General features: G+C 66.0%; 24 protein-coding genes and 1 tRNA gene. 8 read left to right on the top strand and 17 right to left on the bottom strand.

All coding sequences use genetic code 11. The features are described 5' to 3' along the window. Nucleotides 1-14: 14 nt before the first annotated feature. The 5 genes from C2847_RS01455 to C2847_RS01435 all read right to left on the bottom strand — a co-directional run bounded on the left by C2847_RS01455 (nt 15) and on the right by C2847_RS01435 (nt 5906). Nucleotides 15-470 carry a hypothetical protein gene (locus C2847_RS01455; RefSeq protein WP_105316711.1) on the bottom strand — a complete coding sequence of 152 codons (456 nt, stop codon included), beginning with the start codon at nt 468-470 and terminating at the stop codon, nt 15-17. Nucleotides 471-486: 16 nt separating this feature from the next. Continuing rightward, nucleotides 487-2835, bottom strand: coding sequence for a phenylalanine--tRNA ligase subunit beta (gene pheT, locus C2847_RS01450; protein WP_105316710.1), 2349 nt, complete (start codon nt 2833-2835; stop codon nt 487-489). Next, entirely contained in the window at nt 2832-3893 is a 1062-nt protein-coding gene (pheS, locus tag C2847_RS01445; protein WP_105316709.1) for a phenylalanine--tRNA ligase subunit alpha, read from the bottom strand. The genes pheT and pheS overlap by 4 nt, the downstream gene beginning before the upstream one ends. Nucleotides 3894-4154: 261 nt before the next feature. Further along, nucleotides 4155-4814 (bottom strand): DUF5639 domain-containing protein, encoded by a 660-nt coding sequence (locus C2847_RS01440; protein WP_105316708.1) that lies wholly within the window; start codon nt 4812-4814, stop codon nt 4155-4157. A gap of 42 nt (nt 4815-4856) precedes the next feature. Next, a complete protein-coding gene (locus C2847_RS01435; protein ID WP_105316707.1) occupies nt 4857-5906 on the bottom strand; it encodes an MFS transporter in 1050 nt (349 codons plus the stop codon). Between the two features lie 21 nt (nt 5907-5927). On the opposite strand from C2847_RS01435, the gene C2847_RS01430 reads away from it, so the two are divergent. From C2847_RS01430 to C2847_RS01420, 3 genes are read left to right on the top strand one after another with little or no spacing between them, the layout of a single operon-like run. Then, on the top strand, nt 5928-8054 hold the full coding sequence (locus C2847_RS01430) for a primosomal protein N' family DNA-binding protein (RefSeq protein ID WP_164835601.1): 2127 nt from the start codon (nt 5928-5930) through the stop codon (nt 8052-8054). Between the two features lies 1 nt (nt 8055). Beyond that, nucleotides 8056-9189, top strand: a complete 1134-nt coding sequence (gene alr / locus C2847_RS01425; RefSeq protein ID WP_105316706.1) for an alanine racemase — start codon at nt 8056-8058, stop codon at nt 9187-9189. Nucleotides 9190-9193: 4 nt separating this feature from the next. Then, nucleotides 9194-9514 (top strand): DUF3208 domain-containing protein, encoded by a 321-nt coding sequence (locus tag C2847_RS01420; protein WP_105316705.1) that lies wholly within the window; start codon nt 9194-9196, stop codon nt 9512-9514. A gap of 95 nt (nt 9515-9609) precedes the next feature. Here the strand turns inward: C2847_RS01420 and C2847_RS01415 are convergent, their stop codons facing one another. From C2847_RS01415 to C2847_RS01375, 9 genes are all read right to left on the bottom strand, one after another. Then, nucleotides 9610-10308 (bottom strand): glucodextranase DOMON-like domain-containing protein, encoded by a 699-nt coding sequence (locus C2847_RS01415; RefSeq protein WP_105316754.1) that lies wholly within the window; start codon nt 10306-10308, stop codon nt 9610-9612. 8 nt (nt 10309-10316) lie between these two features. Continuing rightward, the gene (locus C2847_RS01410) at nt 10317-11477 is read right to left on the bottom strand and encodes a gluconeogenesis factor YvcK family protein (protein WP_208619919.1); all 1161 of its coding nucleotides are present in this window, start codon (nt 11475-11477) and stop codon (nt 10317-10319) included. 73 nt (nt 11478-11550) lie between these two features. After that, nucleotides 11551-12372: an RNase adapter RapZ gene (gene rapZ, locus C2847_RS01405; RefSeq protein ID WP_105316703.1), complete on the bottom strand. Its 822-nt coding sequence runs from the start codon at nt 12370-12372 to the stop codon at nt 11551-11553. Nucleotides 12373-12381: 9 nt separating this feature from the next. Next, nucleotides 12382-13176 (bottom strand): CPBP family glutamic-type intramembrane protease, encoded by a 795-nt coding sequence (locus C2847_RS01400; protein ID WP_105316702.1) that lies wholly within the window; start codon nt 13174-13176, stop codon nt 12382-12384. Next, entirely contained in the window at nt 13173-13682 is a 510-nt protein-coding gene (locus tag C2847_RS01395) for a hypothetical protein (RefSeq protein ID WP_164835600.1), read from the bottom strand. The genes C2847_RS01400 and C2847_RS01395 overlap by 4 nt, the downstream gene beginning before the upstream one ends. After that, nucleotides 13648-13833 carry a type II toxin-antitoxin system antitoxin gene (locus tag C2847_RS01390; RefSeq protein ID WP_105316701.1) on the bottom strand — a complete coding sequence of 62 codons (186 nt, stop codon included), beginning with the start codon at nt 13831-13833 and terminating at the stop codon, nt 13648-13650. The genes C2847_RS01395 and C2847_RS01390 overlap by 35 nt, the downstream gene beginning before the upstream one ends. Nucleotides 13834-13843: 10 nt before the next feature. Further along, complete coding sequence (locus tag C2847_RS01385; protein WP_105316700.1) at nt 13844-14707, bottom strand: SPFH domain-containing protein; 864 nt, start codon at nt 14705-14707, stop codon at nt 13844-13846. A 9-nt stretch (nt 14708-14716) separates the two neighbouring features. Next, nucleotides 14717-15895, bottom strand: a complete 1179-nt coding sequence (locus tag C2847_RS01380) for an ABC transporter permease (RefSeq protein ID WP_105316699.1) — start codon at nt 15893-15895, stop codon at nt 14717-14719. Beyond that, entirely contained in the window at nt 15892-16611 is a 720-nt protein-coding gene (locus C2847_RS01375) for an ATP-binding cassette domain-containing protein (RefSeq protein ID WP_105316698.1), read from the bottom strand. Before C2847_RS01375 ends, C2847_RS01380 begins: the two co-directional genes overlap by 4 nt. A 54-nt stretch (nt 16612-16665) precedes the next feature. Between C2847_RS01375 and C2847_RS01370 the strand changes: the two genes are divergently transcribed. After that, nucleotides 16666-16950 (top strand): hypothetical protein, encoded by a 285-nt coding sequence (locus tag C2847_RS01370; protein WP_105316697.1) that lies wholly within the window; start codon nt 16666-16668, stop codon nt 16948-16950. Here C2847_RS01370 and C2847_RS01365 read toward each other — a convergent pair. Both C2847_RS01365 and C2847_RS01360 read right to left on the bottom strand, forming a co-directional pair. Continuing rightward, nucleotides 16947-17510, bottom strand: a complete 564-nt coding sequence (locus C2847_RS01365; RefSeq protein WP_164835599.1) for a cob(I)yrinic acid a,c-diamide adenosyltransferase — start codon at nt 17508-17510, stop codon at nt 16947-16949. The two genes, C2847_RS01370 and C2847_RS01365, sit on opposite strands and share 4 nt — an antisense overlap. A 94-nt stretch (nt 17511-17604) precedes the next feature. Next, nucleotides 17605-17681, bottom strand: a tRNA-Arg gene (locus C2847_RS01360). Nucleotides 17682-17734: 53 nt separating this feature from the next. Between C2847_RS01360 and C2847_RS01355 the strand changes: the two genes are divergently transcribed. Beyond that, nucleotides 17735-17944 carry a hypothetical protein gene (locus C2847_RS01355; protein WP_128415147.1) on the top strand — a complete coding sequence of 70 codons (210 nt, stop codon included), beginning with the start codon at nt 17735-17737 and terminating at the stop codon, nt 17942-17944. Here C2847_RS01355 and C2847_RS12460 read toward each other — a convergent pair. Beyond that, complete coding sequence (locus C2847_RS12460; protein ID WP_244187328.1) at nt 17912-20692, bottom strand: PKD domain-containing protein; 2781 nt, start codon at nt 20690-20692, stop codon at nt 17912-17914. The two genes, C2847_RS01355 and C2847_RS12460, sit on opposite strands and share 33 nt — an antisense overlap. A 59-nt stretch (nt 20693-20751) precedes the next feature. Here C2847_RS12460 and proB point away from each other — a divergent pair, with 59 nt between their 5' ends. Genes proB through C2847_RS01335 form a run of 3 tightly spaced genes read left to right on the top strand, consistent with a single transcriptional unit; the run spans nt 20752 to nt 23961 of the window. Beyond that, nucleotides 20752-21864: a glutamate 5-kinase gene (gene proB, locus C2847_RS01345; protein WP_105316694.1), complete on the top strand. Its 1113-nt coding sequence runs from the start codon at nt 20752-20754 to the stop codon at nt 21862-21864. Beyond that, the gene (locus C2847_RS01340; RefSeq protein ID WP_105316693.1) at nt 21852-23123 is read left to right on the top strand and encodes a glutamate-5-semialdehyde dehydrogenase; all 1272 of its coding nucleotides are present in this window, start codon (nt 21852-21854) and stop codon (nt 23121-23123) included. The genes proB and C2847_RS01340 overlap by 13 nt, the downstream gene beginning before the upstream one ends. Before the next feature lie 55 nt (nt 23124-23178). Further along, on the top strand, nt 23179-23961 hold the full coding sequence (locus C2847_RS01335) for a YhjD/YihY/BrkB family envelope integrity protein (RefSeq protein ID WP_105316692.1): 783 nt from the start codon (nt 23179-23181) through the stop codon (nt 23959-23961). Nucleotides 23962-23996 lie beyond the last annotated feature (35 nt).

Genomic DNA, 23996 nt, shown 5'->3' with positions numbered 1-23996 from the left:
GGGTATAAGTGGCCTTACGGCTGGCCCAGGCCCAGGGCCCGTTTGAGCCAGGGGGAGGTCCAGGCCAGGCGGAAGGCCTCCCGGGCGAAGGGGCTCTGGCTCACCCCGTCGTAGACCGGGGTGGGAAGGTTCAGGGAGGGGTAGCGGAGGCTTCCTGCGGCGGTTTTTTCCCAGGGATAGCCGGTCCAGATGGCCAGGGCCACGAAGAGGCCCAAAAGGAACCCTCCCAGGGAGCCCAGAAGGGCCTCGAGGCCCTGAGAAAGGGAGGGAAGGGGGAGGCTTTTGGCCAGAAGCCCCAGGAGAAGCCCAAGGCCCAGACCCCACCAGGGGCCGGCAAACCCTACCTGGGCCAGGAGGAGGTAGAGCACCACCCCAAGCCCGGCGAAGGCCCCCTGGAGGCCGCTCCGGTAGCCCCAGGCCAGGGCCACGGCTAAGCCCAGTAGGGCCAGGAGGTCCACCCAAGTGAGCATGGCTTCAGTTTACCCTCTAGCCCCGGATGTCCCAGCCCCGGCTCCTTAAAGCCGTCAGGAGGCGGGCCATGGCCTCCTCCACCTCCTCGTCCTTGAGGGTGCGCTCGGGGTGGCGGAAGCGTAGGTGGAAGGCCAGGCTCTTCTCCCCCTCCCTGAGGGGTGGGCCCTGGTAGAGGTCAAATATCTGAAGGCTTTCCAGGTATGGTCCTGCTGCCTGGCGAAGGAGGGCCTTCACCTCCCCGTAGGGCGTGGCCTCGGGAACCACCACCGCCAGGTCCCTGAGGGCTAAGGGGTAGCGGGAGGGGTCCTGGAAGCGGAGGGGCTTTTCGGGAAGGGGGAGGTGGAGCTCAAAGATATGGACCGGGGGGAGCTCGAGGGCCTTGAGGATCTCCGGGTGTACCTGGCCCAGGAATCCCTTTTCCTCCCCTTCCACCCAGACCCTCCCGGAGACCCCGGGGTGCAGGAAGGGGTAGGGATGGGCCTCCACCCTGAGGTCCAGGCCCAGCCGGTTCAAAAAGGCCTCCAGAAGCCCCTTGAGGAGGGGGTAGCCGGAAAGCTTCTCCCCATGGGGAAGCCCTAGGCCTTCCCCGAAGAGGAGGCCTGCCAGATGGGTTTCCTCCCTCACCCAAGCCCCCTCTTTCCCGAAAACCCTGCCCACCTCGAAGAGGAGGGCCCTTTCCGGGCGGTCCAGGGCCAGGTTTTCCTTGAGGAGCCTGAGGAGGCCGGGGAAGAGGTGGGTCCTCAGGGCGGCCTTTTCGGGACTCAAGGGATTTTTGAGGCGCCAGGGGGGCGGGGGCAGGCGAAAGAGGGAGGCCTCCTCGGGGTCCATGAAGCTATAGGTGTAAACCTCCTGGAAGCCAAGGCCCGAAAGGAGTTCCCGCAGGCGGCGCTCCCTTTGGTAGGGCCTCTCCACCCCCCGGTTGTCGGGGGCAGGGAAGAAGGCGGGCAGGTCCAGGGGAATGCTTTCGTAACCCTGGATTCGGGCGATTTCCTCCACCAGGTCCTCTTCCAGCTCGAGGTCTAGGCGGCGGCTGGGGGGTGTGACCCGGTAAAGACCTTCCCCCTCTACCCGGCAGCCCAGGCGTCTTAGGATGCCAAGCTGTACTTTTTCCGGATACTGGGTGCCGAGGAGCTGGTTGGCGTACTGGGGGCGAAAGGGAATGGGCTTGGGTTCCCTGGGAGTTCCCTCCTCCAGGACGCGCTCCGCCACCCGGGCCCCCGCCAGGGCCTGGAGGAGGCTTAGGGCCCTTTGGGCTGCGGGCACCTGGCCCACGGGGTCCACCCCTCGCTCGAAGCGGTAGCTGGCCTCGGTGCGGAGGCCGTGCCGCCTGGCGGTTTTGCGGATGGAAACGGGGTCAAACTGGGCCACCTCCAGGGCGATAGCCTCCGTGTCCTCCCTCACCTCGCTTTCCGCGCCCCCCATGACCCCGGCGAGGCCGATGGGGAAGCTTTCCTCTCCCCGGTACCCGGCGATCACCAGGTCCTCGAGGTGGAGTTCCCTTTCCACGCCATCCAGGGTGACCAGCTTTTCCCCGGGTTTGGCCCGTCGCACCAGGATACCCTCCCCCACGAAGCGGAGGTCAAAGGCGTGCATGGGCTGGGCCCGTTCCAGCATCACGTAGTTGGTGATGTCCACCACGTTGCTTATGGGCCTCATCCCGCAGGCGAAAAGCACCCGTTGGAGCCAGATGGGGCTTGGCCCCACCTGGAGGCCAAAGGCGTAGGAAAGGGTGAAGTGGGGAGCCCCGCGAGGGTCCTCCACCCTGAGGCCAAAGGGTAAGGGTACCTTCCCCGTTTCCAGCCGCACCTCGGGCAGAATCAGGCTGTAGCCTAGGGCGTGGAGGTCAAAGGCCAAGCCCAGGATCCCCAGGGCATCTGGGCGGTTGGGGGTGACCTCGATGTCCAGCACCTCTTCTTCCGGCCAGGCCTCGGCCAGGGGGGTGCCGGGGGGAAGGGCATCGGGGGGGAACTCCAGAAGCCCTCCCCCGTACTCCCCCACCCCAAGCTCCTTGGGGGAAAGGGCCATGCCGTGGGAAACCACCCCCTGGATGGTCCTTTCCCCGATTTTGAGCCCATTCACCTCGGTGCCGGGAAGGGCCAGGGCCACTCCGATCCCCGCGCGGGCGTTTCCCGCCCCCGAGACCACCTCCACCACCTTCCCCGCATCCAAGACCAGGCGTTTCAGGCTGGTTCCGGGGATGGGGTGGGCCTCGAGGACCCGGGCATAGACCACGCCGCTGGGGATCTGGAAGATCCTCTCCATGCGGTCGGTTTCAAAGCCCAAGCCCGCCAGGCGCTCCTCCAGCACCTGGGGGCTTTCCAGCTCAGGTACGTAGCTTTTGAGCCAGGTAAAAGGCACCCTCATAAAATCCCCCGGAACTGCTCCAAAAATTTAAGCCTTCCCCCGAAGAAGTAGCGGATGTCGGGGATGTTGTAGCGGAGCATGGCCAGGCGTTCGATTCCGAGCCCAAAGGCGAAGCCCGTGACCCCCTGGTAGGCAGGGGGAAGGCCCCGGGATTTCCGGTACTCGTTCACCGCTTGGAAAACCTTGGGGTGGACCATCCCGGCCCCTCCCAGCTCCAGCCATTTCCTCCCCTCCGGCCACCAGATGGCGAACTGGGCTCCGGGTTCCACGAAGGGAAAGTAGACGGGCTGGAAACGCACCCGGGACTCAGGGCCGTAAAGGGCCTGGGCCAGCTCGTAGATGGCCCCCTTCAGGTGGGCCATGGTGATCCCCTTTCCCACCACCAAGCCTTCCAGCTGGTGGAAGACCGCCTCGTGGGTGGCGTCTGTCTGCTCAAAGCGGAAGACCCGCCCCGGCACCACGATGCGGAAGGGGGGGGTGTGGGCCACCATGTAGCGCACCTGCATGGGGGAGGTGTGGGTGCGAAGAAGGAGCCTGCCCCTAGCCTCTTCTCCCAAGGGGCCGGGAAGGCTATGCTCCTCCCCTTCCAGCCAGAAGGTGTCCCACATGTCCCGGGCCGGATGGTGCTCGGGGATGTTCAGGGCGTCAAAGTTGAAGAACTCGCTTTCCACCTCGGGGCCCTCCACCGCCTGGTAACCAAGGGAGCGGAAGATCTCCACCAGCTCCCGCTCCATGAGGGTGATGGGGTGGAGTCCCCCGATGAAAACCTCCACCCCCGGCAGGGAGACATCCTGGCGCTCCCTTTCCAGGGCCCTTCTCAGCTCCTCTTCCACCAGGGCTTTTTCCCGCTCCTCCAGGGCCCGTTCGATGGCCTCCTTGAGGGCGTTTAGGGCCTGGCCCTTCGCTTTCCTTTCCTCGAGGGGAAGGCTGGCAAGGGCCTTCATCTCCTGGGTGAGGAGGCCCCTTTTGCCCAGGTAGCGGGCCTTCAGGGTTTTCAAGGCCTCGAGGTCCCGGGCTTCCCGGATGGCGGCTAGGGCTTCTTGCTCGAGCTCCCGCATCCCTTAAAGGATACCCTGCTTCCACCCAGGGCAAAACTCCTTGGAGAACTTGGGATACCCCCGGATTGCTGCCAAGAAGACTGGCATGTGGGTCACAATGGCTGAGGGTAAACCCTCAAGGCCAAGGAGGTGAGTGGATGTACCCAGCCGGTGATCGTCTTCGCCTGGTTCGCCTTCTACTTTGCCCTAGGGCTTTACGTGGTGGTGCGAAACCTCTAGGGCTTAAATCCGTCCCCCACCCTCTAGGGGTGGGGGTTTTTATTAGAGCGTCTCTGCCAACCTACAGAGGGCTCCTGGGGGCTCCGGGGCCCTGCCCCCATCCGCCCAGGAGAAGCGGAGGTCCCTGAGAGGACCCTCCCCCACCCCCATCCCCTGGGGGAAGAGGGGCCGCAGGTCCAGGGGTCTGGCCTCCTCCCCGCCGAAGGCCTCTTGGAAACGGTCCACCTCCTTCTCGTGGCCGAAGTGAAAGGCGTAAAGCCACCACTTCCCTCCCTCCTGGAGGGCGAAGAGGAAGCGGGGATGGGGGGTGAGCTCCGGAAACTCTCCGGTGAAGGGCCTCTTTAAAAAGACGGAGGCCTGCCCCGGCCTCAGGCGAAAGACCGCCTCGAGGGCCTTTCCCAACAGGCCGAAGCTCCCCACAAAAGGCCGCACCAGGTCGTAGCCCTGCACGTTCTTCACCACCACCCCCCCGGCCCGCACTACCCTTCCCCTGGGGGTCTTAAAGGTCAAGCCCAGGACCTCCGCCGGGAAGAAGAAGGTCTGGCCAAAGCCCCCCCGTTCCAAAAGCCCCCCCACCCCACCAGGGAGCTCCACCGGGGGGAAAGGGGGGTAGAGCCGGGTGCCGGAAAGCCTTTCGTACACGGAAAGAAACCCGGCTTCCCCGGGGGCCACCAGGTACTGGTCGGCGGCATGGAGCTCCATGGGGTTATGGTAGCGCGGGCGGAGGCTTCCGGAAAAAAGAGCCTACCTGACGGGGGCCAGGAGGAGGTTGAGAAGGGCCAGGGCCACGCCCACCGCCACCGCCAGGGGGAAGCTATGGAGGAAGAAGGGATAAAGAAGCCCGGCCAGGGTGCCCCCCAGGTAGAAGGCGGCCACGTAGGTGCCGCTTACCCCCGCTCCCCTTCTTCCTGCAGCTCCTGAGGCCAGGCTTTGGGCGGTGAAGAGGGCGGCCATCAGAAGCACGAATCCCAGAACCAGGCCTGGGGGTGGGAGGAGCAGGAGCCCCAGGGCGAGGAGGACCAGGGAGAAGGCCAGGCGAAAGGTGGCCACCGCCCCGAACCGGCGGGCCAGAAGCCCCGAAAGGGCGCTTCCCGGGATGCCGAAGAGGTAGGCCATGTACACGAGCCCCACCTCGCCTGGGCGGAAGCCCAGCTCCAAAAGGCGGTAAGGGAGGAGGTTGGCCAGGAAGAGGTTCAGGAAAAGGAGGATGAAACCCGCCAGGTACAAGGGAAAGGCGGAAAGGTCGTATTGCGGCCTACCCAGGGTGGGAAGCCCCGCAGGAGCCCGGATGAGGAGAAGACCCAGGAGAAAAGCGGGTAGGGAAAGGAGGAAGAGGGCCTCCCTCACCCCGACGATCTCCGCCAAAAGCCCTGCCAGCACCCGGCCCATGCCCCCGCCCAGAACATTCCCCGCCATGTATACCCCGGCCATCTCCCAGGCCTTTTGGGGGAAGAGAAGGGGGATGAGGGCAATGGCCAAGGTGGGCACGAGGGCAGCCCCGATCCCCTGGAGGATGCGGCAAAGGGTCCAGGGGAGAAGGCTTGGGCTAAAAGCCCCAAGCACCCCCCCTAGGCCCACCAAAAGAAGGCCCCCGCCCAACAGGGTACCCGCCGGCAGGCCCAGGCGGGGTACCCAGGGGGAAAGGAGCACCAGAAGCAAAAGGGGCAGGCCCATGCCTGGCCCCGCAGCCCCCGGAGGGGCAGCGAAGAGCTTTTCCAAAAGGGGAAGCAGGGGCACCACCGCGTAGAGGGCGCTGTAGAGGGCTATCCCAGAGAGCACCACCGCCCACCGCATCCCCCTTATCCTATGGGCAGCATGCGCCTTCTTCAGGTGGCCTTACCCCTGCCCCTTCCCCCCATGACCTACCTGGCTCCCCTGGGCCAGGAGGGGGTAGACGGGGAAGAAGCCCTGGGGAAACGGGTGGCGGTGCCCTGGCGGGGGGAGGTGCGGGTGGGGGTGGTGGTGGGGGAGGGGGGGAGGCCCTCCCATGCCCTGCGGCACGCCATCGCCTATCTGGACTCGAGGCCCTATTTGCGCCCGGAGGAGATCCTGTTTCTGGAGGAAGCCGCCCGCTACCTCTTTGCTCCCTTGGGCCAGGTGCTTGCCGATTTTCTGCCCCCTTTTCCCGAACTAAGGCACCGGGTGCGCCTCTACCCGGGGGCGGACCCAGCCCTTCTGCCCAAGGGGTTGGAGGGCCTTATCACCTGGCAGGAGGCTAAGGGGTTTGACCCTAAGCTTTTGGATTACCTGCGGGAGGCTGGGGTCTTGCAGGAGGAGGTGGCCTTTAAGGAGGGGAAAAAGGTTCTCGTCCCCCTAAAGAAGCGGCATCCAGACCCTCTTCTGGACGCCGTTTTGCAGGTCCTTTGGACCCTGGGCCAAGCGGAGAGTTTGGCAGCCTTGGCCCGGGCTGCTGGGGTAGGCGTGGGCCGGGTGAAGAGGCTTCTCGCCGAGGGGTATATCGGTTACGGGACTCCTAGGGAGCCTTCCCCTGCGGGCGAGCCCCTAAAGCCCCTCTTCCTTCCGGAAAGGCCCGAAAGGCTCAACGGGGGAAGGCTTGGGGAGAGGATGCGTTTCCTGGCGGGTCTGGTGGCCAAGGGAAGCCACCTGGTGCTCTTTCCCGAGGTAAGCCTTTTGGAACGCTTCCTCCGCCACTTCCCCCAGGCCAAGCCGTACCATGGGGGCCTTTCCCGGGAAGCGCGGGAGGCCCTTTTTCGGCAGCCTGGGGGCCTGATTTTTGCCACCTATGGCGGGCTTCTTCTCCCCTTCACCCCGGATTCCCTGGTGGTGGTGGAAGAGGGAAGCGAAAGCTACAAGCTCCCCTCGGGGACCCGGGCCTTTGTGCCCCCCTTGGCGGAGCTCAGGGCGAGGCTTTTGGGAGTGCCCCTCACCTACCTTTCCCTAGTGCCCGCGGTGGAGATCTTGGAAAAGCCCGGCCTGGCCTTCCCCGTACCCAAGCCAAGGGTTCTCCTGCTGGACTTGAGGAGGGAGAAGGGCTATCCCCTTGTGGGGAGGGCCTGGGCCCTTTTGAAGCAAGTGGAGGAGAAGGGGCGGCAGGCCCTGGTCCTTTCTCCCCGCTTGGGCTATAGTGCCCTCCTCCTCTGCGCCGACTGCGGGTACAAGCCCACCTGCCCCAACTGCGCCCTTCCCTTGCGCTACCACAAGGGGGGCAGGGGGGAGCTGGTCTGCCACCAGTGCGGCCACCGCGAGCCTCCCCCGGTCCTGTGCCCGGAGTGCGGTTCCCCCCTCCTCGAGCCCAAGGGGCCAGGGCTGGAATGGCTGCAGGAGGAGTTAAGGGGGCGCCTTTCCCTACCCGTGTACCGCTACTCCAAGGAGGGGAAGGACGACCTGGGCCCCCTGCTCGAGGGGGAGCCAGGGGTGGTGGTGGGCACCACCGCGTTTCTCCGGGGCCCGGTGCTCCCCGAGCTGGCCTTGGTCCTCCTGCCCTATGCCGATGGCTTCCTCTACGATTCCGATTTCCGCGCCGCCGAGCGGTACCATCGCCTGCTTTGGGCCCTCACCGAGCTGAGGCCGGGGAGAAGGCCCCTTCTGGTCCTCCAGACCTACACCCCCGACCACCCTGCCCACCAGGCGCTCTTAGAGGGAAGCGTGGAGGTTTTTCCCTGGGGGGAAAAGGCCCTGCGGGAGGCCCTGGATTACCCTCCCAAGGTGCGGATGGTGAAGCTGGAGGTGGCCAACCGCAAGGAGGAGCGGGCCCTCGAGGAGGCCTATGGCCTCCTTTCCGCCTTGAAGGGTGTGGCCCGAGAAGGGGAGGTTTTGGGCCCGGCCCCTGCCCCGGTGCCCAGGGTGAAGGGGATGTACGTCTTCCACCTTCTCCTGAAGGGAAGCACGGAGCGGCTTAGGGAGCTTCTTGCCCACCTGGACCGCCGTCGCTTTAAGCTGGATCCCGATCCCCACCGCTTTGTGGGGCTTTTGGAGGATTAGCATGGGTCACGCCGCGGCGTACCTGGGAGTTCATTTGGGGGGTCTAGGGGGCCCCAAGGAGGCCCGCGCCTGGATAGAGGTGGACCTTAAGGCCCTCGAGGCCAACTGGCTCCTCCTCAAGGCCAAGGCCAGGGGAGAGGTGATCCCCGTCCTCAAGGCCGAGGCCTATGGGCATGGAGCCTTACCCCTGGCCCGCTTCCTCTTCTCAAAGGGGGCGAGGCGGGTGGCGGTGGCCACGGTGCAGGAGGGGAAGGCCCTAAGGCAAGGCGGGGTGGAGGGGGAGATCCTCCTCTTGGGAAGCCTTCATCCCCTGGAGGCGGAAGCCGCCTTGCGCCTGGGCCTGGTGCCCACCCTCTCCACCCTCGAGGCGGCCAAGGCCCTTTCGGCTAGGGCCCAAGCCTTGGGCCTAACCCCCAGGGCCCACCTCAAGGTGGACACGGGGATGAACCGGGTGGGCTTTCCCTGGGAGAAGGCCAAGGATGCCCTCCTGGCGGTGGAGGCTTTGGGGATAAGGGTGGAGGGAGTCTACACCCACCTGGCCACCGCCGGGGAGGACGAGGCTTTCGTGGAGGTGCAAAGAAGCCGCTTCCAAAGGGTGCGGGAGGCTTTAGGGGAAGGCTACTTCTACCACCTGGAAAACTCCTACGGGCTTCTGCTGCACGGGGGGGAGAACGTGCGGGTGGGGCTCGCCCTCTATGGCCTCATCCCGGGTTTCGGTCTAAAGCCCATCCTCCGCCTCCTCACCCGGCCCACCCTGGTAAAAGAGCTGAGGGCGGGTGACCGGGTGGGCTATGGAGGGGAGTACGTGGCCCGGGGTGGGGAGTGGCTTCTGACCTTGCCCGTGGGCTATGCCGACGGCCTTCCCCGGGGGGCGGTGCGCTTCGTGAAGGGTCCCGAAGGAGGTCTTTACCCGGTGGTGGGCCGCATCTCCATGGACCAGACCACGGTGCTTTCCCCGGGGCCTTTGCCCCTGGAGGCGGTCTTGGAGGTACTCTCCCCGGATTTCGGCCCCACGGGGCTTTGCGCCTGGGCCGAGGCCCGGGGGACCATCCCTTACGAGGTGGCGGTGCACCTTTCCCGGAGGCTTCCTCGGGTTTACCGCTATGGCGAGGAAGTGTGGGAGGTTCTAAACTAGACGGGTGCAAGCGGTGCGCCTGTTCCAGGGCTACCTCTGGTACCCCAGGGGGCTTGCCTTGGACCTGAAAACCCTACTTCCCCAGGAGGTGGAGGGAGCCAGGTTTCTCCTGGACGAGGTGCCGCCCCCCACGCCCTTCTTTGAGGACGGCACCCCCACCCACACCCAGCGTTTTTACCAGGTCACCCTTCTGGTCCTCACCGAGGAGCCGCCCGAGGCCTTGAAGCCCCTGGCGGAGCGGGTGGCGGGGGTCTTGGAGCCCCTTCTCCAGGCCCTTCCCCCCGGGGCAGTCTGGCTTCTCCTGGAGGACCTCCGCCCCCTATGACCTCCCTCGCCCTGGGCCGGCCGTGGGCTGGGGAGTCCGCTTGGGCAGGGAGAACGCGGACGTAGGAAAGGGCTCTTGTGCCCGGGCAAAGGCCCTTAGCGCTTTCGCAGGAGGAAGGCCAAGAGGAGGGCAACCCCGCCCAAGGTGAAGGCTAAAAGGCTTTCCCGCCGGAGGGAGGGGCTGGGTTTCCTGAGGGGCCATAGGACCCCTTCCTGGTAGGCCCGCACCTGGTCCATGGGGTTTTCTGCCAGGAGGTCCACCAGGGGGGGGCTCCCCGCGGGGCCGCCCAGGGTCCAGGCCCCCCCCTCGAGCCCCACCGGTCGCAGGTACCAAGGGGCGAAAGGGTCGAAGAGCCCTACCCCTCCGTAATAGGCATAAGGCCCTGGGGGCAGGCCGGTGTCCAGGAGCACCCACTCCCCCTCCCGCCAGGCCCGCACCGGCTCCCGCGATCCCTCCGGGGTCCTCTTCTCTGCCCCAAAGCCCGTGAGGACGTAGGCCACCTCCCAGCCCCCCCGGCTTGGGGTATGGAGGCCAGGGAGGAGCTCCTCTTCACCTCCCTCCTCGATGTCCAACCAGAGGACCACCGTGGCCAGGCTGAAGCCTAAGGACCCCCCTAAGGGGTTCGGGTAGCGGGCCAGCCTTACCTTCAAGACCAGGTGGCCTTCCCGCTCCTCCCCCGCTAGGGCCAGGAGGTCGGCATAGCCCTCCCCCGCCTCCTGGAAAAGGGCTGCCCGGGGATAGAGGTAGGCCAGGCCTTGATCGTCGCCCACGGGGTCCTGGAAGAGAAACAGCACGCCCATCTTTATACCAGGGCCACGAGGGCCCTCACCACCTTTTCCGGATCGTGCTGGGCCAAGGGTCCCTCCTCCCGGAAATCCCCGGGGATCACCTGCACCCCGTCCACGGCGAAGGGCCTGGGGTCAAAGGCCACGGGAAAACGCCCTTCTGCCGCATACCGCCTTTGGACCTCCTCCGGGATGGGGGCGGTGTGCACCAGGACCACCTCGGGCCTCCTGCCGAGATGATAGGCGATGGCCTTGTAATGGTCGTAGGCGGTGTAGCCATCGGTTTCCCCCGGCTCGGTCATGAGGTTCACCACGTAGACCAGGGGGGCCTTAGCCCTGGCCATGGCCTCCATGAGGGGCTTGGGCAGGAAGCTGGGGATGACGCTGGTGTACAGGCTTCCCGGTCCCAGGACCAGGAGGTCCGCCTGACGGATGGCCTGGAGGGCCTCCTCCATAACCCTTAGGGGTTCGGGTTCCAGGAAGACTTCCCGGATTTGTCCCCTTTTTTCCCGGATGGCCACCTCCCCCACCACCTCCGAGCCATCGCGGAAGCGGGCCTTAAGCCGCACCGCCTCGGGGGTGGCGGGAAAGACCTGGCCCCTCAGCTGCAGGATGGCGTTGGCCTCGAGGATGGCCTGGGCGAAATCCCTGGCCTCCTGGTTCAGGGTCAAGAGGAAGAGGTTGCCAAAGGTGTGGCCCCTAAGCTCCCCCTCCTGGAAGCGGTGGTGGAGGAGTTTAGGCAAGGCTGGATGGTCGGAAAGCGCCGCCAGGCAGTCCACCAGATCCCCCACCGCCGGCAGGCCAAAGGCCAGGCGGAGCCGGCCCGTGGAGCCCCCGTCGTCGGTTACCGCCACGATGGCGGTAGTGTTGGCCGTGTGCTCCTTTAGGCCCCGTAGAACCCGGGAAAGCCCGGTCCCTCCGCCAAAGGCCACCACCTTGGGACCCTGCTCCAGCCTCCTACGCACGTAGACCCTTTCGGGAACCTCCTCCGGCTCGGTGAAGGCGGAGAGCATGCTCCGGTTCATGCTCCTTACCCCTCCCACCAAGAGGGCGAGGCCCAGGAGGACCAGGCCCAGGGCCCAGGGTTCCGGGGGTGGGGGAGGGAGGAAGCGGGCAAGCCCGTAGGCCATGAGGCCTACCCCCAGGCCCGCCAAGGCGGCGTAGCGCTTGACCCGCATCCCTGGGTAAAGCCACCGAAGCGGGGGAAAGCGCCGGGCAAGCCCTTTGGCTACTCGGTACAATTCCTGGTACTTACTCCTCCTTGTCCACATCCCGGTGGCTCACCTCCACCCGGAAGCGGCCCGCAAGCTCCTCGGCGAGCCGCTCCGCCACGGCCACGCTCCGGTGTCTTCCCCCGGTGCAGCCCACGGCCGCGGTGTAAAAAGCCCTTCCTTCCCTTTGGGCCCCCTCCGCCGCCAGGCCCACCACGCTCAAGAGGGCGCGGTAATAGGGCTCCACCTCCTCCCGGAAGACGTAGGCCTTCACCTCCGGGTCCAGGCCCGTCTTGGGTTTGAGGGCCGGGTCGTAGTGAGGGTTCGGCAGGGGGCGCACGTCCAGGACCAGATCCGCCTCCTGGGGCGGGCCCCACTTGAAGCCGAAGGAGAGGAGGCGCAGGGTAAAGCCCGTTTCCTCCCCCAAAAACCTCACCAAAGCCTCCTTTAGAGCCCGAGGGGAGAGCTCCGAGGTGTCCAGGATGAGGTGGGCCCGGGCCCTTAAGGGCCCCAGGATGCGGCGCTCCTCCCCGATTTCCCGCATGAGGTTCCCCGCCCCCAGGGGGTGGACCCTCCGGGTCAGGTTGTAGCGGCGGAGGAGGACCTCAGGACGGGCCTCGAGGTAGACCACCGTGGGCTTGAGCTGGTCCAATACCCTTTCCAGATCCCCGAAGAAGGCCAGGGCCCGGGCATCCAACACCACCCCGGCCCGCTTCACCCCTCGTTGGGCAAGCTCTTCTAAAAGGGCTTCCCACAGGCTTGGGGGGAGGTTGTCCACCATGAAGTAGCCCAGGTCCTCCAGGTATCCCTTGGCCGTGGTCTTGCCCGCCCCGGAAAGCCCCGAAAGCACCAGAAACCGCATCCCCCTTGACTATACCCGCCTCCTCAGCCAGAGGTTGAAAAGGGAAAGGAGGAAAAGCCCGGGAAGCCCCATCACCCCGATGAGGAGGTCGTGGGTGCGCTCCACCAGTAGGAGGGAAAGGTCCGCTATGGCGTTCAGGGTTCCGTGGAAGAGGGCTGCCGCCAGCACCGAGCCCGCCTTTTCCCGGACCCAGAGGAGCCCAGGGGTCAGGGCCAGGGTGAAAAGGATCATCATGGGAACGCCGAGGAGGGGCTCCTTGGGGTAGTTGTGGCCAGCCAGGATAAGGGGAGCATGCCACAGGCCCCAAAAGAAGCCGATTTCCAGGCTGGCGGGCCAGAAGCCCCGCTCCTTGAGCTTTTCCCACAGGTACCCCCGCCACAAAAGCTCCTCTCCCAGAGCAGCCAGGAGGTTTACCGTGGCTCCCGCCACCAGGGCGGAGAGGATCAGGACCAAGGGCAATAGGTTCCAGAAGACCTCGGGCAGCTCCTGGACAACCCCTGGGGGCACGGTTTGCCGGAGGGCTTCCCATCCTTTCCAGGCGCCGAAGGGGAGGCTTAAGGGAATGGAAAGCAGGGTGAGGGCCACGGGGAAGAGCCAGGCGAAAAGCCAGTAGCGGTTGGGCTGTAGGGCAAGGGGGAGGCGTACTCCCTCCTTGCGGGCGAAGGAAAGGGCCACCAGGCCGGGAATCCACATGTAGAGGAGGCTGAAGGTTAGATGGGCGGGGGTACCCACCCTTCCGCCCAACAGGTAGAAGGCCAAAAAGGCACTCCAGGAAAGGCCCAAAGTCCAATAAAGGGCTTTCATGCCTCCTCCTTCCACCTCAACAAGGGTGCGGGGTCTTCCGGGTTGAGGAGGAGCCCAGAGCCGTCCTTAAGCACAAGAAGTACGCCCTCCCCCCGCCTGGCCCCCACGAAGGCCTCCACGGGGAGGCCCTCGAGGCGGAGCCGCTTGCGGTGGTAGCCGGGCATGGAGACCTCCCCCTGAAGGGCCCACCAGGGAAGGGCGAAGGAGAGGGGCTTCACCTCCGCCACCTCCGAGCGGTGGACCGTGCGGCGGCCTAGGGGGTGGTGGACGACGAGCACCGGGCCATTGAGCTCGTAGAAAAGCCTCTGGGGAAACCCCATGAGCCAGTAGAGGAGGCCCCCCATTAGGAAGAGGTCCACCAGGAGGATGCCGAGGAGGAGGGGAAGGCTTTCGGGATCCTCCCGGGCGGCCAGGAGGATAACCCCACCCAGGGCCAGGAGGGAAAGGAGGAACAAAACCGGGAAAAACCGCCTAGGGTTCCCGTCCCTCTTCGGGTGGAGCTTCATCCTTCCACCTCCCTGCCTTCTTGGCGGCTTCCTTAAGGAGGTATTCGATCTGGGCGTTCACACTCCTCAGCTCGTCTTGGGCCCATTTCTCCAGCACCCGGTAGAGCCTGGGGTCAAGCCGCAAGAGGAAGCGCTTCTTCTCCTCTCTCACCCCACCTCCTTCAGGCGTACAGGGTGCCCACGTTCACCACCGGCTGGGCCTGGGCTTCGGCCACCAGGGCCACCATGAGGTTATTCACCATGGCGGCCCGGCGCTCCTCGTCCAGGGCGATGCCCTGGGCCTCGAGGCCCAGGAGGGCTTCCTTCACCATCCCCACCGCCGCCTCCACGATGAGCCTCCGGGCCGCCACCACCGCCAGGGCCTGCTGGCGGCGGAGCATGGCCTGAGCGATTTCCGGGGCGTAGGCCAGGTGGGTGAGGCGGGCCTCCAACACCTCCACCCCGGCCACCCTCAGGCGCTCTTGCACCTCGGCCTTCAGCTCCTCGGCGATTTCCTCGGGGCTTCCCCTCAAGGACTTGCCCTCGGCATCGTAGGGATAGCGGCTGGCGAGAGCTCTTATGGCCGCCTCCGACTGGATGGCCACGAAGCTCTGGTAGTTCTCCACCTGGAAAAGAGCCTTGGCGGTGTCCACCACCCGCCACACCACCACGGCGGCGATCTCTATAGGGTTGCCCTGGGCGTCGTTCACCTTGAGCTTATCGGAGGTGAAGTTGTGGACCCTAAGGGTGACCCGTTTTCGCTGGGCCAGGGGATTGGCGAAGTGGAAGCCTTCCTCCCGGACGCTACCCACGTACCGCCCCAGGAAGACCAGGGCCACCGCCTCGTTGGGCTGCACGGTGAAGATCCCCGCCGCCAGAAGCCCCGAGGCCAGAAGGGCGAGGAGGAGGTGCCAGAGGTAGAGAAGCTCCCTTTCCCCCACCAGCCGGTACCCTGCCCAACCCAGCCAGAGAAGGGCCAGAAGGAGGGCCAGGAAGGCCAGAAAGCCGCTTGCCTGCCATGCCTTGTGTTCCTTTACCTCGCGCATGCTGCCTCCTTAGTTTCTGAAGACCACTTCTTCCCGGGCGAAAACCCGCACGGCGTAGAGGAGGGCTAGCCCGGCGTACGCCAGGGTGGAGCCCCAGGTGAGGCCCGCCTGCAGGGGGGTGGCGCTCCCCTTCAAGAGGGCGTCCATGAGCAGGGCCACGTTGAAGAGGGGCACCAGGTGGTACCAAGCCTGAGGCTCAAAGAAGCCCCGGAACTGCAGGAAGAGGAGGGGCAAAAGGGCCAGCAGCTGGAGGGGGGCCATGTAGCTCTGCGCTTCCTTGAAGCTCCGGGCGTAAAGCCCCAGGCTCACCATCACCGCCCCCATGAAGAGGGCCAGGAGGAAGGCGCTGAGGAAGAGGGCGAGAAAGCTTCCCCCGTCCAGGGCTACCTGGCCCCCTAGCTCCAGGGTCTGGCCGGTTTCCGTGAGGAGGCCCCCGCCCAAGCGGGCGGCCAAGGCCCCGCCCAGGGCCAGCCCCAAAAGCCCCGACACCCCGGAAAGGAGGGCCATGGCCACCGTGGCCAGGGTCTTGCCCAGGGCCAGGTGCAGGAGGGGCACCGGGGCCATGAGGAGGGCCTCGAGGGTGCCCTTTTCCTTCTCCCCCGCCGTGGCGTCCACCGCCACCACCTGCCCCCCGGAGAGGACAAAGACCACCAAGAAGAAAGGCAGGAGGAAGCCCAGAAGCCCCCCGGCTTTTTCCCGTTCGGAGGAGGCGTTCACCACTTCCACCCGGAAGGGGGTAAGGACCTCGTGGGGTATACCTTTCCTGGCCAAGACCTCGGCCACCTTGGCCTCCTTGAGGCTTTGTAGGGCGGCCTGCACCTTGCCCACCGCCACCTGCCCCTCCGTGAGTCCCCCCGAGAGGCGGCCATACACCCGGTAGGTCCCGCCCTCCCACCGCACCCCCACCGGGTACTCCCCGGCGCGCACCGCTTTTTCCGGATCCGGGTGGGGCTTCGGAAGAAGGTTGGCCGCCCGTAGGGCGGATAGGGCCTCTTCTGGAAGCCCAAAGACCGCCACCTCCTGCCGCTCTTCTTGGGCCCCTTTCAGGAGCCTATCCAGGACCAGGCTTGGCCCGAACATGAAGACGGGCATCAAGAAGACCGGCAGGACCAGGGTGGAGAAGACCAGCTTGCCATCGCGGAAGACCTGCACCAGCTCCTTCCAGAGAACCCGGTAGATCCCCTTCACGCCGCCTCCTTCACCACCTGCACAAAGGCCCGCTCCAGGCTTCCCTGCCCCAGGGACCGGGCCTCGGTCAGGCTTCCTTGGTACACCAGCCTTCCCTTGTGCAGAAAACCTACCCGGTCCGCCACCTCCTCCGCCTCGCTCATCGCGTGGGTGGAGTAGACAAGGGTGTGGCCCAGGTCCCGGTAGGCCTTCACGAACTCCAAAAGCGCCCGGCGGGCGAAGACGTCCAACCCGGCCGTGGCCTCGTCCAGGAGGAGGACGGGCGGGCGGTGCAGGATGGCCCGGGCGATGACCACCTTCTGGCGCATGCCCGTGGACATCTCCATGACCTTGCGGTCCAGGGTTTCCTCCATCTGCAAGAGCTCCACGACCCAGTTCAAGGCCTCCTGGAAGGCTTGCCCTTCCAGGCCGTAGAAGCTTGCGAAGAAGGCCAGGGCTTCCCGCCCCGTGAGGCGGTCGTACACCCGCATCCCCCCGTTGACCAGGCCCAGGCGCCGGCGCACCTCGAGGGGCTCCCGCACCACGTCAAACCCCGCCACCTTGGCGTTTCCTCCTGTGGGGCGGACCAGGGTGGAGAGGATGCGCAAGGTGGTGGTCTTGCCTGCCCCGTTGGGGCCTAGGAGGGCGTACACCTCCCCGGGGGCTACCTGGAAGGAGAGGTCCGCCACCGCTAGGCGCTTGCCGTAGGCCTTGGAGAGGTGGTTGACTTCAATCATATATTTCGATGATATCACAACTCCCAGCGGCGGTCAAGGCCCATAATGGTCCTGATGAAGGCCATGACCTTCTGGGTCAAGCCGCGGAGCTCCATCGAGGCCCTGCCCGAGGCCAAAGACTTAGTCCAGGACCTCCTGGAACTTTTCTACGAGTACTTCCCCGAGTACGAGGGGTGCCTGGGTTTCTCCCAGTCGCCGCGGCGTCCCCGTTATCTCTTCCTCTACATGGAAGGCCCCTGCGGCGGGCTTCTGCCCTCGGCGGCGATCTATCTAAAGGAACTCCTGGAAACCGCCTTCCCCGGGGCTGAAGTACGGGTCTACGGCAAGCCCTGGCCCTAGCGCCTTTTCTTCACCAGCCACGCCTCCTCCCGCACCCCTTGGCGGGCGTTCACCACCCGGGCCAGGACGAAGAGGAGGTCGGAAAGGCGGTTGAGGTAGCGGATGGCCTCGGGGTTCACGGGCTCCTCCCGGCTTAAGGCCACCACCTTGCGCTCCGCCCGTCGCACCACGGTGCGGGCCAGGTGCAGGGCTGCCGCCGCCGGGTGCCCTCCCGGGAGGATAAAGCCTTGGAAGGGAGGGCTTTCCTCCATGTAGCGGTCGATGGCCTGTTCCAGCTCCTCCACGTCCTGGGCGTCCATGCGGGCGACGTTCTTCTCGTAGGGGCTCCCCATGCGGGTGGCCAGGTCGGCCCCCAGGTCAAAGAGGGCGTTTTGGATGCGCTCCAGCAGGTCCTGGAGGTCCAGGTGTTCCTTGGGCAGGAGGCTTCGGGCCAAGCCGATGGCGGAGTTGGCCTCGTCCACGGTGCCGTAGGCCTCCACCCGAGGGTGGGCCTTCACCACCCGTTCGGCCCCGTAGAGGCCGGTCTCCCCCGCATCCCCCGTCTTGGTGTAGATCTTCATGGCCCCCATTCTAGGGGGTAACCTGCGGCGGCAAGGGCAGTAAAAAGCGCTTTCCGGGGTCGCTACCGACCCCGGAAGCTTTGCGTCCTGGATGTGGCGGGCCCGAGAGGATTCGAACCCCTGACCTGCTGATCCGTAGTCAGCCGCTCTATCCAACTGAGCTACGGGCCCAAGCCGACCCTCAAGGTAGCATGGGGAAGCCCCCCTTGTCAATAATGGGGTTGGTGCGGGATAAGCGTCTGGAAGCCCATCTTCTCCATCTTCTTCGGGAGCCCAGGACCCTCGAGGACCTTCACACCCAGCTTCAAGCCCTCCACCCTGGCCTCAAGAAGGCCACCCTCTTCGCCCTCCTGGTGCGGCTAAGGCGGGAAGGGAAGGTGGCCTTCCGGGAAGGCCACTTCCTAGCGGGAAAACCGCAGGATGCGGACCCCTAGCCCATCGGAGAGCTGGACCTCCCACTGGCCGCCCGGGGGCAGGCCCTCGAGGGCAAACGGCACCTCCCCCGCCCGGTGCCAGAGGCCCAAGGTGGTGCGGGAACCGTCTTCGGCCACGTGGAAGAGGGAGAAATAGGGGTAGCCCTGGACCCTGGCTAAGAGGAAGCCCCCTTCTTCCCTTAGGTCCACCTGGGGCTCGGCCAGGGGAAGCAGGGGACTAACCGCTTCCCTGAGAAGCTGGGCCCCAAGGTAAAGCCCCACCCGGCTGTAAGGCTCCGGGGGAAGACGGGCCTGGAAGTGCAGGATGCCCTCGGAGTCTTTAAGGACGAATACCGGGGCCTCCCGGACTTCTCCAGAGGGGGTTTGGGCCCGAAGATGGTAAGGGGAGGCTTTTCCTTCCGGTTCTGCGGGAACCCTGAGGGGCGGGTTGAAGACCACCTCCCCTTGCCGTATACGGCCGGAAAAGAGGAGTCCTTCCTCGGGCAGAGATAGGGGCTTCGGGGGAGAGGTCTCCAGGAAACCCTGGGCCCCCTCGTAGGTGTAGTCGGAAACCCACTGGGGGCCGCAGTAGCTCATGAGGTCGTAAAACTGGCTGGGGTCCTTTAAGGAGCCGTTGGCGAGATCGTACCCCCACGTGCCGATCTTGCCGCCTGCGTAGGGATAGCTGGGGTCGCCGGATACCCCACAAGGGGCGTGCTCCCGGTCAAAGTTATGCCCTAGCTCGTGGGCCATGACCGCAGGAGCGCTCTGGGAGTAGTCCCACCCCACGGCCACGGGATAACCCAAGTAGCCAATCCCGGCGATGCCCGAGGTGTAGGAAACCCTGACGAAGCCATAGTAGTAGCGGTTGCTCCCGTCCGTTTGGCGCAAAATGCGGAGTTCGTCCAGAAGCTGGGCCCAGGTGTTCCCATCCGTGGCGCTCAGGGTGCCGGAGAAGGTATAGGGAGCCCGTTGAGAGAAGGCCACCTCCTTTAGGGGCCAGATGCGCCAGAGGGTCTGGCTGAAGTTGGGCACCGTGGCGGTCTGCCCCTGGTGCACCACCGGCACCGTGGTGAGGTAGAGGGTGGTACCTGCGCCCACCTCGGGGGTAAGGGTGAGGAGATTATCGCCCTCATCGTGTTCCGCCACCTGGTCCTGGGGGTCGGCCCGTAGCTCCACCTTTAGCCCGGGGGCCACCCAGGCCGCGGGTAGGGTGGCGGTGCAGGTACTGGCCAGGCTTCCCGGGTCGGTGGCGGTGGGGATGGGGTTGGGACAGGCGAAGCTGAGGTTGCCCTGGAAAGTGGCGTTCAGGTACACCGCTCCGGAAAGGGCGTTGCTTAGGGGTATGGGGGAGGGGCTCGCCAGGAGGTGCACCCTTAGGAGGGCGGGCTTGCCGGCCACCAAGCGCAGGTTTTCCTTCAGCACCGTCTGGCCCCACTCGGTTTGGGCGAAGCGCAGGTTGGGGGAGGAGGAGGGGGCGGTCACCGTGAGGCTGAGGTTGGTCGTCCGGCTCAAAGACCCCGAGGTGGCCCTGACCCTCAGGGGGTAGGTACCCGTGGGGACGCTGCTGGCCACGCTGAGGGTGAGGGTTTGGCTGACCGGGTTGGGGCTGGCCACGTTCAGGCTCGTGGGGGAGAGGGTCAGGCTGCTAGGGGCGGGGGTGCCGTCCTGGCGTTCCAGGGAGAGGGCTACTTGTCCGGTGAAGCCGTTTTGCGGGGTCAGGGTCAGGGTGGTGGTGCCGTTTTGCCCCTGGGACAGGCTCAAAGAGGCCGGGTTCAAGCTGAGGCTGAAATCAGGAGGCGGTGCGGCGGGGTTGATCGTGAGGGTGAGGGAAGCCTCCCGCACCAGGCCGCCTCCCTGGCCCCGCACGAAGAGGTTGTAGGTGCCGGGGGCAAGGGTGGGGGAGGCGGTGAGCGCCAGCATGGGGGCCGAGGGGACCGAGGTGCTGGTGGGGCTGAGACTCACCCCGCTGAAGGGGTTCTTGACAGCGTCCACCAGGGAAAGGGTCACCTGGCCGGTGTAGGTGCCGCTCACCACCAGACGCACATAAACCGTTCCTCCTTGGTTCACGGAGAGGGAGGAACCCTCGAGGGTCAGGCTGAAGTCCCCATCTGTGGGCGGAGCGACCGTGAGGGTGAGGTCCGCTTCCCGCGTGAGGCCACCCCCTGTGGCCCGGACCTTTAGGGGGTAGGTACCGGTGGGCACGGCGCTTCCCACGCGGAGGGTGAGGGCTTGGCTGACGGGGCTGGACCCGTTCACGGGCAGGCTTCCTGGGGAAAGGTTTACCCCAGAAGGGGCGCCCACCAGCGAAAGGGAAACGGTGCCGCTAAATCCCCCTTGGGGAGTGAGGGTGAGGGTGGCGGTGCCTGTCTTGCCCTGTTCCACACTGAGGCTGGTGGGGGAGAGGGAGAGGGTGAAGCTCTTGCTGGGGCGCACCCTCACCGTAACGGGGCTTTGGGCGGTGGCCCCCTTTGGGTCTTGCACCCGAAGCCGCGCCGAGTACTCCCCCGGGGCGCTGTAGGTGTAGGTGGTGCCGCTTCCGCACGGGGCAAAGGCCAGGCTGGCGCCGTCCCCCGGTTCCAGCACGCAGGAAAGAGGATCGCCGTCGGGGTCCACTGCCTGCCAGGCGAAGCGCACGGTGAGGGGGGCTTCCCCCTCGAGGGGATCCGCCTGGAAGGCTGTGAGCTGAGGGGGACGGTTGGGGGAGGCTTCGTTGCAGGCAGCCAACAAGACCAGGGCCAAAACGAGGAGGCTCGCTATCCGGGCCATCTCACCTACCCTAGCAGGTCCCCAAGGGATGGGAATGAGAGGTGCTATCCTGGGCCTTAATGCGGCCCGGGCTTGCGGCGAAGCGGCTGGTCATCAAGGTGGGAAGCGCGGTCCTGGCTGGGCCTTCCGGCCTGGACCTTTCTGTCATGGGGGAGATCGCCCGCCAGGTCCTGGTCCTGCGGGCGGAAGGCAGGGAGGTGGTCCTGGTGTCCTCGGGGGCCGTGGCCGCGGGCATGGCGGCTACCGGCTTTCCCCGGCCCCAGGACATGCCCCTGAAGCAGGCCTTGGCGGCCATCGGCCAGCCCCTCCTCATGGCGGCTTGGCGGGAGGCCTTCGGGGATGTTCCCGTGGCCCAGGTCCTCCTTACCGCTGAAGACCTGGCTTCCCGCGGGCGCTACCTGAACGCCAAGGCCACCTTGCAGGCCCTTTTGCGCCTCGAGACCATTCCCATCATCAACGAGAACGACACCGTGGCCTTCCAGGAGATCCGCTTCGGGGACAACGACCAGCTCTCCGCCCGGGTGGCGGCCTTGGTGGAGGCAGGGCTTTTGCTCCTCCTTTCCGATGTGGACGCCCTCTATGAGGATGACCCCAAGAAGAACCCCAGGGCCCGCCCCATCCCGGAGGTGGAGCGGGTGGAGGCTGTGCTGGCCCATGCCGGGGAGGGGAATCCCTTGGGAAGCGGGGGGATGCGCTCCAAGCTCCTTGCCGCCCGCATCGCCGGAAGGGTGGGGATACCCACCCTCCTTCTCCCGGGGAGAAGGCCCGGGGTGATCCTCGAGGCTCTGGCAGGAGCTTCCTTGGGTACGTACTTCCACGCCCGAAGGCGCTACCGGGGCCAAAGAGCCTGGCTTTACAGCCTCCTTCGGCCCAAGGGGGAGCTGGTGCTGGACGCCGGGGCGGTGCGGGCTCTAAGGGAGAGGGGAGCAAGCCTCCTGCCTGCCGGTATCAAGGCGGTGCGGGGGCGGTTTGGCCGGGGAGAGGCGGTGCGCCTCCTCACCGAGGCAGGGGAGGAGGTGGGGGTGGGCTTGGCCAACTACGCCGCCGAGGAGATCGAGCGCATCAAGGGGCACAAAAGCACCGAGATTGAGGTTCTGCTGGGCTACCGCTACACGGAGGAGGTGGTCCACCGGGACCACCTGGCGTTGAAGGAGGAGGCATGGGGGAGTTAGCTGCTTCCCAAAGGGAATATCTTGAGAAAACGCTGAGGGAACTGGCGGAGGGGGCTCGGGCCCGGCTTCCCGAGATCGCCAAGGGGAACCGGGATGGGGCTCTTCTGGCCATGGCCCGCCTCTTGGAGGAGGCCTGGCCGGAGGTGCTAAAGGCCAACCAAGAGGACCTCGAGGAGGCGGAAAGGGCGGGGCTTCCCAAGGCCAAGCTGGACCGCCTGGCCCTCAAGGACAAGGACCTTAAGAGCCTCACCGAGGGTCTTCGTCAGATTGCCGCCCTCCCGGATCCCTTGGGGAGGATTGAGGGGCTTAGCAAGAGGCCAAACGGCCTCAGGGTGGGCCGGATGCGCGTACCCTTGGGCCTCATCGGCTTCATCTACGAGGCCCGGCCCGGGGCCACGGTGGAGGCGGTTTCCGTGGCCTTGAAGGCGGGAAACGCCATGCTCCTTAGGGGAGGGAAGGAGGCTTTCCGCTCCAACCAGGCCCTGGTTTCCCTGTGGCATCGGGCCTTGAGGGAGGCCGGGCTTCCTGTGGAGGCGGTGAGCCTGGTGCCCACCACGGACCGGGAGGCCATCCTGGCCATGTGCCGCCTGGAGCTATTGGACCTCCTCATCCCCCGGGGTGGGGAGGAGCTCATCCGCCTGGTGCAAAAGGAGGCCCGGGTGCCGGTTCTGGCCCACGCCAAGGGGGTGAATCACCTCTATGTGGACGAGAGGGCGGACCTGGATATGGCCCTCCACCTGGCCATTAACGGCAAGACCCAGCGGCCTGCCGTGTGCAATGCCCTCGAGGCCGTTTTGGTGCACGAGAGGGTGGCCGAGGTCTTCCTCCCCCTGCTGGAAAAGGCCATGCGGGAAAGGGGCGTGGAGCTCAGGGCCTGTCCCAAAGCCCTTCCCCTCCTCAAGGAGGCAGTGCCCGCCCAGGAGGAGGAGTGGGACCGGGAGTACCTGGACCTGATCCTGAGGGTGAAGGTGGTCTCGGGCCTGGAGGAAGCCCTGGAGCACATCGCTCGCTACGGCTCCCGCCACACCGAGGCCATCTGCACGGAAGATCCCAAGGCCGCCTGGCGCTTCCTGGAGGAGGTGGACGCCAGCCTGGTCCTATGGAATGCCTCCACCCGCTTCAACGATGGCTTCCAGCTGGGCCTGGGGGCGGAGATCGGCATCAGCACCTCCAAGCTCCACGCCTACGGCCCCATGGGGCCCATGGAGCTCACCACTACCAAATGGGTGGCCCTGGGGGAGGGGCAGGAGCGGGAATAGGTGCCCCCTAGGGGAGGATGCCCGCCGGGGGGAGCGGGTTAGGGAAGGGGAGCCCGTGCTGCAGAAGGTGTTACGCCTCTATACCCAGGCCCACGTGCCCTTCTTCGCCGCCGCCCTAGCCTACTACGCCCTTCTTTCCCTCATGCCCCTTCTCTTTCTCCTGGTGGGGGTCTTTGGCCTTTTCCTCTCGGGAAGCGAGGCCCTGAGGGAGGGTTTTTTGGGGGGAGTGAAGGCCTTGGCCGAGGGTCTTTTCCCGGCCCGGCCTGAGCTGGCCCAGGACCTTCTCCGCTTCCTCACCCGGGGGGCTTTCCCCCTCACCCTGGTGAGCGCCCTCTTCCTCCTTTGGTCGGGAAGCAATTTCTTCGCCGCCCTAAGCTACGCCCTGGGGCTCATCTTTGGCCGCCCCCCGGGTTTTCGCCACCGCCTTTTGGGCCTCCTCATGCCGGTGGTCTTGGGCCTAGCCCTTATTCTCCTGGCCCTTTTGGGCCTGGCCCTGGGGTTTCTCCTCCGCTTCCTCCCTCCGGAGTGGCGGGGGGCCTTGGGGCCCCTGGAGGCTTTTTTACCCCTCTTCCTGGCCTTTTTGCTCTTTCTCCTCACCTACGCCTTTTTCCGCGGCCTCAAAGGGTTTCGCCACCTGGTGCCCTTGAGCGTGGGGGCAGGGGTGGCCGCCCTCCTCTTTGAAGGAGTTCGGCTTGGGCTTCCCAAGCTCCTTCCCCGCTCCCAGTACGAGCTCCTCTACGGACCCCTGGCGGGGTTTGTCCTGGCGCTCCTTGGCCTATATCTCGTGCTTTGGGTCTTTCTCCTGGGGGCGGTGGTGGCGAGGGCGATGGAGGACTAGGGCGCCCCACGTTTTTTTGCCGGGTTGCAGTATCA

Origin of the sequence: Thermus tenuipuniceus (assembly GCF_002964845.1) — a bacterium.
GTDB lineage: Bacteria > Deinococcota > Deinococci > Deinococcales > Thermaceae > Thermus > Thermus tenuipuniceus.
This window is presented reverse-complemented; position numbering and strand designations above follow the sequence as displayed.

What these genes read in the sequence shown, in the direction of transcription:
- C2847_RS01455 (WP_105316711.1), bottom strand. Translation starts at nt 470, where the DNA reads ATGCTCACTTGGGTGGACCTCCTGGCCCTACTGGGCTTAGCCGTGGCC.
- pheT (WP_105316710.1), bottom strand. Translation starts at nt 2,835, where the DNA reads ATGAGGGTGCCTTTTACCTGGCTCAAAAGCTACGTACCTGAGCTGGAA.
- pheS (WP_105316709.1), bottom strand. Translation starts at nt 3,893, where the DNA reads ATGCGGGAGCTCGAGCAAGAAGCCCTAGCCGCCATCCGGGAAGCCCGG.
- C2847_RS01440 (WP_105316708.1), bottom strand. Translation starts at nt 4,814, where the DNA reads ATGGAGCTCCATGCCGCCGACCAGTACCTGGTGGCCCCCGGGGAAGCC.
- C2847_RS01435 (WP_105316707.1), bottom strand. Translation starts at nt 5,906, where the DNA reads ATGCGGTGGGCGGTGGTGCTCTCTGGGATAGCCCTCTACAGCGCCCTC.
- C2847_RS01430 (WP_164835601.1), top strand. Translation starts at nt 5,928, where the DNA reads ATGCGCCTTCTTCAGGTGGCCTTACCCCTGCCCCTTCCCCCCATGACC.
- alr (WP_105316706.1), top strand. Translation starts at nt 8,056, where the DNA reads ATGGGTCACGCCGCGGCGTACCTGGGAGTTCATTTGGGGGGTCTAGGG.
- C2847_RS01410 (WP_208619919.1), bottom strand. Translation starts at nt 11,477, where the DNA reads ATGCGGGTCAAGCGCTACGCCGCCTTGGCGGGCCTGGGGGTAGGCCTC.
- rapZ (WP_105316703.1), bottom strand. Translation starts at nt 12,372, where the DNA reads ATGCGGTTTCTGGTGCTTTCGGGGCTTTCCGGGGCGGGCAAGACCACG.
- C2847_RS01400 (WP_105316702.1), bottom strand. Translation starts at nt 13,176, where the DNA reads ATGAAAGCCCTTTATTGGACTTTGGGCCTTTCCTGGAGTGCCTTTTTG.
- C2847_RS01395 (WP_164835600.1), bottom strand. Translation starts at nt 13,682, where the DNA reads ATGAAGCTCCACCCGAAGAGGGACGGGAACCCTAGGCGGTTTTTCCCG.
- C2847_RS01385 (WP_105316700.1), bottom strand. Translation starts at nt 14,707, where the DNA reads ATGCGCGAGGTAAAGGAACACAAGGCATGGCAGGCAAGCGGCTTTCTG.
- C2847_RS01375 (WP_105316698.1), bottom strand. Translation starts at nt 16,611, where the DNA reads ATGATTGAAGTCAACCACCTCTCCAAGGCCTACGGCAAGCGCCTAGCG.
- C2847_RS01370 (WP_105316697.1), top strand. Translation starts at nt 16,666, where the DNA reads ATGAAGGCCATGACCTTCTGGGTCAAGCCGCGGAGCTCCATCGAGGCC.
- C2847_RS01365 (WP_164835599.1), bottom strand. Translation starts at nt 17,510, where the DNA reads ATGAAGATCTACACCAAGACGGGGGATGCGGGGGAGACCGGCCTCTAC.
- C2847_RS12460 (WP_244187328.1), bottom strand. Translation starts at nt 20,692, where the DNA reads ATGGCCCGGATAGCGAGCCTCCTCGTTTTGGCCCTGGTCTTGTTGGCT.
- proB (WP_105316694.1), top strand. Translation starts at nt 20,752, where the DNA reads ATGCGGCCCGGGCTTGCGGCGAAGCGGCTGGTCATCAAGGTGGGAAGC.
- C2847_RS01340 (WP_105316693.1), top strand. Translation starts at nt 21,852, where the DNA reads ATGGGGGAGTTAGCTGCTTCCCAAAGGGAATATCTTGAGAAAACGCTG.